This window comes from Inquilinus limosus DSM 16000 (assembly GCF_000423185.1).
Classification (GTDB): domain Bacteria; phylum Pseudomonadota; class Alphaproteobacteria; order DSM-16000; family Inquilinaceae; genus Inquilinus; species Inquilinus limosus.
Map to the genome: position 1 here is coordinate 116,505 of NZ_KE383986.1, position 12,313 is coordinate 128,817.

12 protein-coding genes are annotated in these 12,313 nt (G+C 70.1%); 6 read left to right on the forward strand and 6 right to left on the reverse strand.

Translation table 11 applies throughout. The features are described 5' to 3' along the window. The first annotated feature begins 58 nt into the window (after positions 1-58). Complete coding sequence (locus G537_RS0132150; protein WP_026873533.1) at positions 59-1,591, forward strand: Do family serine endopeptidase; 1,533 nt, start codon at positions 59-61, stop codon at positions 1,589-1,591. A 157-nt stretch (positions 1,592-1,748) separates the two neighbouring features. Here G537_RS0132150 and murJ read toward each other — a convergent pair whose 3' ends face one another. Further along, positions 1,749-3,287 (reverse strand): murein biosynthesis integral membrane protein MurJ, encoded by a 1,539-nt coding sequence (gene murJ, locus G537_RS0132155; protein ID WP_211230588.1) that lies wholly within the window; start codon positions 3,285-3,287, stop codon positions 1,749-1,751. A gap of 140 nt (positions 3,288-3,427) precedes the next feature. Then, a complete protein-coding gene (gene serB / locus G537_RS0132160; RefSeq protein ID WP_026873535.1) occupies positions 3,428-4,345 on the reverse strand; it encodes a phosphoserine phosphatase SerB in 918 nt (305 codons plus the stop codon). Between the two features lie 264 nt (positions 4,346-4,609). Between serB and miaA the strand changes: the two genes are divergently transcribed. From miaA to ilvC, 4 genes are all read left to right on the forward strand, one after another. Next, positions 4,610-5,563 carry a tRNA (adenosine(37)-N6)-dimethylallyltransferase MiaA gene (gene miaA, locus G537_RS41185; protein WP_034853769.1) on the forward strand — a complete coding sequence of 318 codons (954 nt, stop codon included), beginning with the start codon at positions 4,610-4,612 and terminating at the stop codon, positions 5,561-5,563. Positions 5,564-5,653: 90 nt separating this feature from the next. After that, positions 5,654-7,426 (forward strand): acetolactate synthase 3 large subunit, encoded by a 1,773-nt coding sequence (locus G537_RS0132170; RefSeq protein ID WP_026873536.1) that lies wholly within the window; start codon positions 5,654-5,656, stop codon positions 7,424-7,426. Between the two features lie 80 nt (positions 7,427-7,506). Continuing rightward, positions 7,507-8,031 (forward strand): acetolactate synthase small subunit, encoded by a 525-nt coding sequence (gene ilvN, locus G537_RS0132175; RefSeq protein WP_026873537.1) that lies wholly within the window; start codon positions 7,507-7,509, stop codon positions 8,029-8,031. A gap of 88 nt (positions 8,032-8,119) precedes the next feature. Next, a complete protein-coding gene (gene ilvC, locus G537_RS0132180; RefSeq protein ID WP_026873538.1) occupies positions 8,120-9,139 on the forward strand; it encodes a ketol-acid reductoisomerase in 1,020 nt (339 codons plus the stop codon). Positions 9,140-9,193: 54 nt separating this feature from the next. On the opposite strand, the gene G537_RS41190 is transcribed toward ilvC, so the two are convergent. Continuing rightward, positions 9,194-10,564: an amino acid permease gene (locus G537_RS41190; protein ID WP_051249408.1), complete on the reverse strand. Its 1,371-nt coding sequence runs from the start codon at positions 10,562-10,564 to the stop codon at positions 9,194-9,196. A gap of 146 nt (positions 10,565-10,710) precedes the next feature. On the opposite strand from G537_RS41190, the gene G537_RS0132190 reads away from it, so the two are divergent. Then, complete coding sequence (locus G537_RS0132190) at positions 10,711-10,968, forward strand: hypothetical protein (protein WP_026873539.1); 258 nt, start codon at positions 10,711-10,713, stop codon at positions 10,966-10,968. Positions 10,969-10,973: 5 nt separating this feature from the next. Here G537_RS0132190 and G537_RS0132195 read toward each other — a convergent pair whose 3' ends face one another. From G537_RS0132195 to G537_RS0132205, 3 genes are all read right to left on the reverse strand, one after another. Beyond that, positions 10,974-11,192 (reverse strand): hypothetical protein, encoded by a 219-nt coding sequence (locus G537_RS0132195; protein ID WP_026873540.1) that lies wholly within the window; start codon positions 11,190-11,192, stop codon positions 10,974-10,976. A gap of 104 nt (positions 11,193-11,296) precedes the next feature. Further along, positions 11,297-11,569, reverse strand: coding sequence for a hypothetical protein (locus G537_RS0132200; RefSeq protein WP_026873541.1), 273 nt, complete (start codon positions 11,567-11,569; stop codon positions 11,297-11,299). Positions 11,570-11,582: 13 nt separating this feature from the next. After that, positions 11,583-12,248: a DedA family protein gene (locus G537_RS0132205; RefSeq protein WP_026873542.1), complete on the reverse strand. Its 666-nt coding sequence runs from the start codon at positions 12,246-12,248 to the stop codon at positions 11,583-11,585. Positions 12,249-12,313: the final 65 nt, after the last annotated feature.

Below are 12,313 nucleotides of genomic sequence, written 5' to 3' on the forward strand. Positions count from 1 at the left end.
TGACCGACGCCGGCTCCTGCATGGGCCGGCGTCGTGCTTTGAGCGAGGGAGAGCGTTCGTGACCAGACCGATAGCCCGCCGCCCGATCGCCGTCGCCCGCGCCGCGGGAGAGACCGCCCTGCTGCGTTGGGCCGCGACGGTGCTGGTTGTGGCGGCCATGCTGATGGCGGCAGCCGCCGCCATGACAGGGACGGCCCGCGCCGCGCCGGCGCCCGACAGCTTCGCCGACTTGGCCGAGAAGCTGGTGCCGGCGGTGGTCAACATCTCGACCACCCAGAAGGTCCAGGACGGCCAGGACCTGCCGGAGATGCCGCAATTCCCGCCGGGATCGCCGTTCGACGAGTTCTTCCGCGACTTCTTCAACCGGCGCGGCCAGGGCGACCGGCCGCCGCGGCCGCGCAACGCCACGGCGCTCGGCTCCGGCTTCATCGTCCGGGCCAACGGCTTCATCGTCACCAACTACCATGTGATCGAGGACGCCGAGGAGATCACCGTCGTCCTGCACGACAACACCAGCCTCGAGGCCAAGCTGATCGGCCGCGACGACAAGACCGACCTGGCGGTGCTGAAGGTCGAGACCGACAAGCCGCTGCCCTTCGTCGAGTTCGGCGACAGCGACCAGCTGCGGGTCGGCGATTGGGTGCTGGCGATCGGCAACCCCTTCGGCCTCGGCGGCAGCGTCACCGCCGGCATCATCTCGGCCCGGTCGCGCGAGATCGGTGCCGGGAATTATGACGACTTCCTGCAGACCGACGCCGCCATCAACCGCGGCAATTCCGGCGGTCCGATGTTCAACATGGACGGGAAGGTGATCGGCATCAACACCGCGATCTACTCGCCCTCGGGCGGGTCGGTCGGCATCGGCTTCGCCATCCCGTCGTCGCTGGCCAGCGGCGTGATCGACCAGATCATCCAGTTCGGTCGCACCAAGCGCGGCTGGCTGGGCGTCCGGATCCAGTCGGTGACGCCGGAGATCGCCGAGAGCCTGGGCCTGGAGAAGCCGGAGGGCGCGCTGGTGGCCGGGGTGACCGACAAGGGCCCGGCGGCCAGGGCCGGGATCGAGACCGGCGACGTGATCCTGCAGTTCGACGGCAAGCCGATCACCGAGAGCCGGCGTCTGCCGCGCGTGGTCGCCGACACGCCGGTGGACAAGCAGGTGTCGGTCACGGTCTGGCGCAAGGGCGCCCGCAAAGAGCTGCCGGTGACGCTGGGCGAGCTCGAGGCGGCGGAGGAGTCCGGGCTCCTGGCCTCGACCCCGGACAGCCAGAGCGACAGCGGCAAGCCGCAGGAGCTTACGGCTCTCGGGCTCACGCTGTCGCCGATCACCGATGCGCTGAAGAAGCAGTACTCGCTGGCCGACGACCAGAAGGGCGTGGTGGTCACCGAGATCGCCGGCGGTTCGCCGGCGGCGGAGAAGGGGCTGAAGCCCGGCGACGTGATCGTCGAGGTCGGCCAGGCCGAGGTGGCCAGCCCGGCCGACGTCGCCAAGAAGGTGACCGAGGCGCGCGAGGGCGGACGCAAATCGGTGCTGCTGCTGGTCGAAAGCGGCGGCGACCTGCGCTTCGTCGCCCTGCCGGTCGGGCCGGGCTGAGGTCAGCCCACCGTCCCGCTGAAGAAGGCGCCGCCTCCGCGCGGCGCCTTTTTTGTTTTCCCGTAGGTTGGGTTCGCCTCGGCGAACCCAACATTTCTCGGCCGGTGCGGTATCGGGATGTTGGGTTTCGCGGGTCGCGAACCCAACCTACCCGGCTTTATCCCCGCCGGTGCAGCCGCCGCAGATCCTCGCGCCGCAGGGCGCCGAGGCCGAACAGGGCGGCGAGGTAGATCAGGCCGGCCACCGCCAGCACGCCGAGCACGGTGGCGATGGCCAGCAGGTCCGAGCGGCCGGCCAGGGCCGGCGCCGCCAGGACCAGCAGGCCCCACAGCGCCGCCGCCATCACTGCCCCGGCCAGCACCATGCGCGGCAGCCGCCGCCGGGCCGCGGCGTCGAGGCTGAAATGGCCGCGGCGGTGCAGCACCCAGGCCAGAAGGATGATGTTCAGCCACACCCCGGCCGAGGTGCCGACGGCGAGGCCGACCTGGGACAGGGAGTCCATCAGCGCGATCTTCAGCCCGACATTCAGCGCCACCGTGGCGACCGCGATCTTGACCGGTGTCGCCGTGTCGCCGCGGGCGTAGAAGCCGGGCAGCAGGCAGCGCACCAGCACCACCGCCGGCAGGCCGAAGGCGTAGGCGGTCAAAGTCAGTGCTGACTGATGAGAATCGACAGCAGTAAACCGTCCCCGCTCGAACATCGCCGCCAGGATCGGCTCGGCCGCCACCAGGAAGGCGACGGCGAAGGGCAGGGTGAGGGCCAGGGTCAGCTCGATCGCCCGGTTCTGACTGGCCAGCGCGCCCTCATGGTCGTCGGCGGCCAGGCGGCGCGTCACCTCCGGCAGCAGCACGGTGCCGACGGCGATGCCGATGACGCCGAGCGGCAGCTGGTTCAGCCGGTCGGCATAGTTCAAGTAGGATTGCGCGCCGGTCGGCAGCGCCTGGGCGATGATGGTGTCGGCGAAGACGCTGATCTGCGCCATGCCGGCGCCCAGCGTCGCCGGGCCCAGCGCCCGGAAGAAGCGGCGCACCCCGGGCGACAGCCGCGGCCGGACGAGATTCAGCGACACCCCGGCCCGCCGCATGTCCCATTCCAGGTACAGGAACTGCGCGATGCCGGACAGGAACACGCCCCAGGCCAGGGCGTGGCCGGCGGTGGGCAGGAACGGCGTCAGCCCCAGCACCGCGCCGATCATGAACAGGTTCAGGAGGATCGGCGCGGCCGCCGCAGCCCCGAACCGGCCGAGCCCGTTCAGCACGCCGCCCTGCAGCGACACCAGCGACATGAACAGCAGATAGGGGAAGGTGATGCGCGTCAGCTCCACCTTCAGGTCGGTCTGCGCCGCCGGGGCGCCGCCCGGCTCCATCAGCGCGATCAGCCAGGGCATGGCGGCCAGGGCCGCGACCAGCACGACCAGGAGGACGGCCAGCAGGATCGCCTGCACCTGTTCGGCCAGCGCCAGCGCCTTGGCCTTGCCCTCGCGCTGCAGCGTGGTGGTGAAGGTCGGCAGGAAGGCGACGTTGAAGGCGCCCTCGGCGAACAGCGACCGGAAATGGTTCGGCAGCCGGTTGGCCAGGAAGAAGGCGTCGGCCACCGGCCCGGCCCCCAGCACCGCGGCGATGATCTGGTCGCGGACCAGCCCGAGCACGCGGCTGGCGAGCGTCAGCCCGCCGACGGAGGCGATCTTGCGGTACATCGTCAGGCCGTGCCTCGGTGATCGCGGCTTACAAACCGGACGTCATGGCGAGCCCCGAAGGGGCGTGGCCATCCAGGGCCGCTCGCACTGGCCCCTGGATCGCCGCGTCGCTTCGCTCCTCGCGATGACGGCATAGGGAGTCAGCCCTGAGAGTCGGTGTCGACGACCACGAACTCCGCCGCGCGGTAGCCCTGCAGGTAGAGCAGGGCGGTCAGGTCGCCATGGGTCACCGACACGGGCACCGTCTCCCGCACCAGCGGCTTGGCCCGGAAGCCGACGCCGAGGCCGGCGGCCTGCAGCATCGGGATGTCGTTGGCGCCGTCGCCGACGGTGATGGCGTCGTCGAGCCCGAGGCCGCGCTCGACCGCCATCTCCTCCAGGAAGCTGCGCTTGGCGTCCTTGCCCAGGATCGGCTCGCGCACCCTTCCGGTCAGGCGGCCATCGGCCTCGATCAGATGGTTGCCCTCCGACCGGTCGAAGCCGACGGCGGCGGCGACGGGGCGGGTGAATGCGTCGAAGCCGCCGGAGACCAGGGCGCAATAGGCGCCGTTCGCCCGCATCGTCGCCACCAGGGTGCGGCCGCCGGGCGTGTAGCGCAGATCGGCCAGGGCGCGGTCGATGATCGACCGGGGCTGCCCCTCCAGCAAGGCCACGCGCTCGACCACCGCCTCGCGGAAATTGATCTCGCCGCGCATCGCCCGCTCGGTGATCGGCACCACCCGGTCGGCCACGCCGGCCAGGGCCGCCAGCTCGTCCAGCGTCTCGGCCTCGACGATGGTGGCATCCATGTCGGCGACCAGCAGCCGCTTGCGGCGGCCCCGGGCCGGCACGACATTGGCGTCGACCGGCTGTCCGGCCAGCGACAGCCGCACCGCCGCCTGCGCCGCCTTGGCATCGACCCCGGCGAATGCGATATCGCAGGCGATGCCGGGGGCCAGCCAGTCGACCGCGCCCGGCGATCCGCCGGCGATCGCCAGCGCGTTGCGCACATGGCGGGTCAGGGAATCGTCGAGGACCGGCTGGTCCGGGGCGGTGGTGAGGGTGAGGACGAGATCCATGACGCGGCGCAGCTCCCAAGCTCGGGCCCCGGATATGCCGCAGCGCGGCGGTGCCTGTCTATGCGCGAAAGGCGCAGGGATGGTTGAGCAGGCGCGGCTCCCCAGCGTTGCCTCTCCCGCTTGCGGGAGAGGTCGGAGACGCGAAGCGGCTCCGGGTGAGGGGAGTTCGTCGAGGGCGGTTCCAGCCCTCACCCGGACGTCCTGGCGGACGTCCGACCTCTCCCGCCCCGCGGGAGAGGCAATGCGACGAGCGGGCGGGTCTCGATGATGGCGGAGAGCGTCATCGTCATCGGCGGGCCGACCGCCAGCGGCAAATCGGCGCTGGCGCTGGATCTGGCCGAGGCGCTGGACGGTGTGGTGATCAACGCCGACAGCATGCAGGTCTATGCCGAGCTGTCGATCCTCACCGCCCGGCCGGGACCGGCGGACCTCGCGCGGGCGCCGCATCGCCTCTACGGCGTGCTGCCGGCGTCGACGCGCTGCTCCGCCGCCGCTTGGTGCGACATGGCGCTGGCCGAGATCGGCCTGGCGCAGAAGGCCGGCAAGCGGCCGATCGTGGTCGGCGGCACCGGCCTCTATCTGCGTGCGCTGACGGAGGGGCTGAGCCCGATCCCGCCGGTGCCGGAGGAGATCCGCCGCGCCACCGTCGAGCTGCATGACAGCCTGGGCGGCGAGGCCTTCCATGCCGAGCTGATGCGCTGGGACCCGAAGATGGCCCGGCGCCTCGCCCCCGGCGACACGCAGCGGCTGATCCGGGCCTGGGAGGTGATGGTGGCGACCAACCGCTCGCTCGCCGACTGGCAGCTTGAGGCCGGGTCCGGCCCGCCGCCGGGCATGGTGTTCGACTGGATCGTGCTGGCGCCGCCGCGCGACGCGCTCTACGCCGCCTGCGACGGCCGCTTCCGCGCCATGGTCGCCGCCGGGGCGCTGGAGGAGGTGCGGGCGCTGCTGGCGCTGGATCTCGACCCGGATCTGCCGGCGATGAAGGCGGTCGGGGTGCCGGAGCTGGCGGCGCATCTGCGCGGCGAGACCGATCTCGAGACCGCGATCGCCCGGGCGCAGCAGGCGACGCGCAACCTGGCCAAGCGCCAGACCACCTGGTTCCGCCACCAGCTGCCGGCCGGGAACGCAAGGGTGCAACGCAGCCATGTCGTCCACGCGCAATATTCGGAAAAAATCACAGCCGAAACTTTGTCTTTTCTTCGCATTTCCGGTTGACCTGCCGGAATCCGCCGTCTAGCTTGCCGACCCTCGTTGATCCCCAACGTTGAACGCAGCGGCCCGGAGGGGGCCGCCACAGAGGTACCGATGTCGACAGAAACGCTGACCGGAGCCGAAATCGTCCTGCGTGCCCTTCGGGACCAGGGCGTAGAGGTTATCTTCGGATATCCGGGCGGTGCTGTCCTTCCGATCTACGACGCGATCTTCAAGCAGAACGCGATCCGCCACATCCTGGTCCGGCACGAGCAGGCGGCGGTGCACGCAGCGGAAGGCTATGCCCGCTCGACCGGCAAGGTCGGCGTCGTCCTCGTAACCTCCGGCCCGGGCGCGACCAACGCGGTCACCGGCCTGACCGACGCGCTGATGGATTCGATCCCCATCGTCTGCCTGACCGGGCAGGTGCCGACCCATCTGATCGGCAACGACGCGTTCCAGGAAGCCGACACCACCGGCATCACCCGGCCCTGCACCAAGCACAACTACCTGGTGAAGGACGCCAACGCCGTCGCCCGCACGCTGCACGAGGCGTTCTACGTCGCCCGCAGCGGCCGGCCGGGCCCGGTGGTGATCGATCTGCCGAAGGACGTGCAGTTCGCCGAAGGGATCTACACCCCGCCCGAGCATGTCGAGCACCGCACCTACCGGCCGCGGACCGAGCCCGACCAGGACCTAATCGAGCAGGCGGTCGAGCTGATGGCCAAGGCCGACCGGCCGATCCTGTACACCGGCGGCGGCATCATCAACTCCGGCCCCGACGCGTCGGCGGCGCTGCGCGAGCTGGTCGAGCTGACCGGCTTCCCCTGCACCTCGACTCTGCTGGGCCTCGGCGCCCTGCCGGCCTCGGACCCGCGGTTCCTGGGCATGGTCGGCATGCACGGCACCTACGAGGCCAACCTGGCGATGCACGGCGCCGACCTGATGGTCGCGCTGGGCTCGCGCTTCGACGACCGGGTGACCGGCAAGATCAGCGCCTTCTCGCCGGGGTCGACCAAGATCCATGTCGACATCGATCCGTCCTCGATCAACAAGAACGTCCATGTCGACCTGCCGATCGTCGGCGACGCCGGCAAGGTGATCCGGGCGATGGTTGAGGTGTGGAAGCGCCGGGGCTACAAGCCGCGCGAGAAGGCGATCGCCGGTTGGTGGGGCCAGATCAGGCAGTGGCAGGCGCGCAACTGCCTGCAGTTCAGCCAGGACCGGTCGCCCGACGCGATCATCAAGCCGCAATACGCGATCAAGCGCCTGGGCGAGCTGACCGCCGACCGCGACGACGTCTACATCACCACCGAGGTCGGCCAGCACCAGATGTGGGCGGCGCAGCTGATCCCGTTCCAGAAGCCGAACCGCTGGATGACCTCGGGCGGGCTCGGCACCATGGGCTACGGCCTGCCGGCCGCGGTCGGCGTGCAGATCGCGCATCCCGAGGCGCTGGTGATCGACGTCGGCGGCGAGGCCTCGACGCTGATGAACATCCAGGAGCTGTCGACCATCGCCCAGTACCGGCTGCCGGTGAAGATCTTCATCGTCAACAACTTCTGGATGGGCATGGTGCGGCAGTGGCAGGAGCTGCTGCACGGCGAGCGCTATTCCGAGAGCTACTCCGAGGCGCTGCCCGACTTCGTCAAGCTGGCCGAGGCCTTCGGCCTGACCGGCCTGCGCGCCACCTGCATGGGCGAGGCCGACGACGTGATCCGCGAGATGCTGCGGATCAAGGGGCCGGTGGTCGTCGACATGCAGGTCTCCAAGATGGAGAACTGCTTCCCGATGATCCCGGGGGGCGCGGCCCACAACGAGATCCTGCTGGGGCCGAGCGACCAGGCCGCGAAGCCGACCTCGGAGGAGGGGATGGTGCTCGTATAAGGCGCGGACGACGCCCTTCGCCGCGGCCATCCGATCGGGTGGCCGCGACTCTCGTCTCGTGACCTTCCCCGGATCGCATCATGACCCCGCAGACCCAGATCGCAACCCATACCATCGCCGTGCTGGTGGACAACGAGCCGGGCGCGCTGGCCCGCGTCATCGGCCTGTTCTCCGGCCGCGGCTACAACATCGAGAGCCTGACCGTGGCCGAGGTCGACGCGGCGCGGGACCTGTCGCGCATCACCGTCGTCACCTCCGGCACGCCGATGATCATCGAGCAGATCAAGGCCCAGCTGGACCGGCTGGTGCTGGTGCACAGCGTGCACGACCTGACGCTGGAAGGCCCGGCGGTCGAGCGCGAGCTGGCGCTGGTCAAGGTCCGCGGCAGCGGCGACAAGCGCATCGAGAGCCTACGCATCGCCGACGTGTTCCGGGCCCGGGCCGTGGATTCGACGACCGAGAGCTTCGTCTTCGAGGTCACCGGCTCGTCCCAGAAGATCGACGCCTTCATCCAGCTGATGATCCCGCTCGGGCTCGTGGACGTCAGCCGCACCGGCGTCGTCGCCATCGCCCGCGGGCCCGAAGGGCTGCTGACCGCCGTCTGAACCATTGCTGCCGGTTGCGTGCGGCCGGCAGTTCCCGTCATCGTAGAGAAAGGCCGGGCCGCCCGGCCCCGTGTGAGAGGACAGAGCTATGCGCGTTTATTACGACCGCGACGCGGATGTGAACCTGATCAAGTCGAAGAAGGTGGTGATCGTCGGCTATGGCAGCCAGGGCCATGCCCATGCCGCCAATCTGCGCGACAGCGGCGTCAAGGAAGTGCGCATCGCCCTGCGCCCCGAGAGCCCGACGGTGAAGAAGGCCGAGGCCGCCGGCTTCACCGTGATGTCGCCGGCCGAGGCCGCCGCCTGGGGCGACGTGCTGATGATGTGCACGCCGGACGAGCTGCAGGCCGACATCTATGCCCGCGACCTGGGGCCGAACATGAAGGAAGGCGCCGCCATCGCCTTCGCCCACGGCCTGAACGTGCACTTCAACCTGATCGAGCCGCGCAAGGACCTCGACGTGTTCATGGTGGCGCCGAAGGGCCCGGGCCACACCGTGCGCTCGGAGTACCAGAAGGGCGGCGGCGTGCCGTGCCTGATCGCGGTGCACCAGAACGCGACCGGCGCCGCGCTCGACATCGGCCTGTCCTACGCCTCGGCGATCGGCGGCGGCCGGTCCGGCATCATCGAGACCACCTTCAAGGAAGAGTGCGAGACCGACCTGTTCGGCGAGCAGGTGGTGCTGTGCGGCGGCCTGACCGCGCTGATCATGGCCGGCTACGAGACCCTGGTCGAGGCCGGCTACGCGCCGGAGATGGCCTATTTCGAGTGCCTGCACGAGGTCAAGCTGATCGTCGACCTGATGTATGAGGGCGGTATCGCCAACATGCGCTACTCGATCTCCAACACCGCGGAATACGGCGACTACGTCACCGGCCCGCGGATCATCACCGAGGAGACGAAGAAGGAGATGAAGCGCGTGCTGGACGACATCCAGTCCGGCCGCTTCACCCGCGACTGGATGCTCGAGAACAAGGTCGGCCAGGCCAGCTTCAAGGCCACCCGCCGCCGCCAGGCCGAGCACGACATCGAGAAGGTCGGCGAGAAGCTGCGCGCGATGATGCCGTGGATCACCAAGAACAAGCTGGTCGACAAGGCCAAGAACTGATCCCGGCGCGATCCGGAATGGGAAGGGGCCCCAGGAGGGCCCCTTTTCTTTTGGCTATTCGGCAGGCGCCGCGACGCTGCGGCCGAGGACGAGACGCCGGGCCAGCCAGGCGGCGATCACCACGGCGGCCGAGGCCAGGCTGAGCACGATCTGCGACCGGGTGTCGTCCTGGAATCCCATCGCCACCAGCACCGCGACCATGCCGGCGATGGTGAGGAGGGTGAGGGCGGGATACAGCCACATCTTCACCCGCAGCCGCTCCGGCGGCGTGCGCGGGCGCAGCACCAGCTGCGACACGGCGATCATCAGATAGACGAACAGGATGACCGCGCCGGAGGAGTTCAGCAGGAACAGGAACACCGTGTCCGGCGAGACATAGGCGGCGACGACCGAGAGGTAGCCGATCACGGTCGAGGCCAGGATCGCCCGCGCGGGCACGCCGCTCCTGGTGGTGCGGGTGAGGCCGGCGGGGGCCTCGCGCCGCCCGGCCAGCACGAACAGCATGCGCGAGGCGGTGTAGAGGCCGGAGTTGAGGCAGGACAGCACCGCGGTCAGCACCACCGCGTTCATCAGGTCGCCGGCCCAGGGAATGCCCATCCGCTCGAAGGCGACGACGAAGGGCGACTGCTTCGGCGCCAGGCTGTCCCAGGGCAGGATCACGGCCAGGAGGAACACCGAGCCGATGTAGAAGATCAGGATGCGGACGACGACGGAGCGGGTGGCGCGGACCACCGCGCGCTCCGGGTCCCTGGCCTCGGCCGCGGCGATGGTGGCGATCTCCGCCCCCACCATCGAGAACACCACCACGACGATGCCGGAGAAGATCGCCCCGACCCCGTTCGGCAGGAAGCCGGCCGCCGGCGCCAGGTTCGAGAAATCCATGTCCCGGCCCGGCCACAGCCCCAGCACATAGACGGTGCCGAGGATCAGGAACACCACGATGGTCGCCACCTTGATGCCGGCGAACCAGTACTCGAACTCGCCGAAGGAGCGAACGGAGTAGAGGTTGGTCGCGGTCATCAGCAGCAGGAGGCCCAGCGACGCGGCCCACAGCGGCACGTCCGGCAGCCATTTCTGCAAGAGGCCGGCGCCGGCCACCGCCTCGAACCCGACCACGATCACCCAGAAGTACCAGTACAGCCAGGCCACGGTGAAGCCGGCCCAGTCGCCCAGCGCCAGCCGGGCGTAGTCGGAGAAGGAGCCGGTGGACGGGTTGGCCGCCGCCATCTCGCCCAGCATGCGCATCACCATGATGATCAGCAGGCCGGTGACGGCATAGGTCAGGAAGGCGCCCGGCCCGACCGTGCCGATGATCGAGCTGGAGCCGACGAACAGCCCGGCGCCGATGACGCCGCCGATCGCGATCATGCTGAGGTGGCGCTGCTGCAAGCCCTGGTGGAGCCCGCCGTCCGGTCCCGCGGCCATGGTTGGTCTTTCTTCTTGTTCGTCCGACGGGCGCCCCTCTAGCGCGATTCCGCCGGCGGCACACGCGATTTTGTCGGGAATAGGGCATTCTGGCCCGGATGCGACATCGGCTGTAGGATTTCCGGCCGCCTTCTCGGGAGACGCACATGCCGAATTACAGCGACGAGGACATGGCTCATCTCGCCCGGCTGGTCGGGCTGGCGAAGTCCGATCCGGACAACATCCGCCTGCTGCCGCCGCGCGACGCCTGCGCGGTGGCGCTGCTGCTGAATCGCCTGGATCTGCTGCCGGAGCCGCAGCGCCATCCGCTGGCGGCGCTGGAGCTGCTGGGTCCGGCCGGCCGGGAGATGGTGCTCGACCTCTATCACCGCCGCGCCGGGTCGGACGCGACGCAGGACGCGTGAGCGGGTCAGCCGGGGGCCAGTGCGGTCGGTGCCAGCAGCAGGATGGCGCCGATGATGATCATCGCCAGCCCCGGCCAGTTCGTCCTCAGCCCGAAGCCGCGCAGGCTGAAAGACCGCCGCTCGCGGCTGAAGCCGCTGATCCAGATGCCCTGGAAGGCCGAATACACCAAACCGGCGATGACCAGGAGGGCGCCGATCAGGGGCAGTAGCGCAATGGACGGCATGCCGACCTCCAACCGCAGGGCCCGCCCGGCGGGAAGGTGCCGGACGGGTCGGCCAGAAGATCAACGGCACCGGGCCGGAAGCGGTTCCGGCCGGGAGGTGGCCGTCAGCCGGCGCGGAACAGGCCCAGGCGCTGCAGCAGCCGGCCGATGCCGCGGCCCAGCCGCTCGGCGAAGCTGGCCGGGGGCGGGGCCTGGCGGACCGGCTCCGCCGCTCGCTCGGGGCGATGACCGTGCGTCTCGGCGTCCTCGCCGCCGAAGGCGGCGCGCGCCTGCTCCAGCAGCGCGGGGATCGACCGCGCCTGGCGCAGCAGCATCGGCAGGAACAGCAGCGCGACCACCGCGCCGATGATCAGGAGCTTCGCACCGCTCAGGCCCATGACGGCTCTCCGCTCATCCCTGGTTGCCGGCCGGGCGCTCGCGCCGGGCGCGGACCGGGACGGCGCGGCGGGCGGCCAGCTTGGCGAAGATCGCCAGGGTCAGGGCGCCGGCCAGCAGCGGACCGCCGGTCATGACGATCCATTCGGTCTCGCCGATGCCTTCCAGCTCGCCGATTCCCTGGGCCACCAGCCAGCCGGGCGCCAGCATGGCGGGAACCCAGACGATAGCCGACAGGATGTTGGCGATCTGGAAGCGGGACTGGCGCATGCGCATGATCCCGGCGACCAGCGGCACCACGGCGCGCAGCGGGCCCAGGAAGCGGCCGAGGAAGATCGAGGCGGTGCCCCAGCGGCGGAAGAACAGCCGGCCGCGGGCGATCATCGTCCTGTCGCGCGAGAACGGCCAGACATTGCGCGCGTTCGGGCCCAGCTTCTGCCCCAGCCAGTAGGAGACGGCGTCGCCCAGCACGGCGCCGGCGATCGACCACAGGATCACCGGCGCGGGATGCAGAACGCCGCCGCCCACCAGGGCGCCGGTCGCCAGCATCAGCGCGGTACAGGGGACGATCAGGCCGACCACGGCCATGGATTCACCGAAGGCCAGCAGGGCCAGGATCGGCCCCGCCCAGGCCTGGTTGTCGGTGATGAACTGCGTGACCTGGGCGACGAAGGATTCCACGATACGTCCAATCGGCTCACGTCAAAAAAGGAAGGGCCGGAGGCACGGCGGCCTCCGGCCCCAGC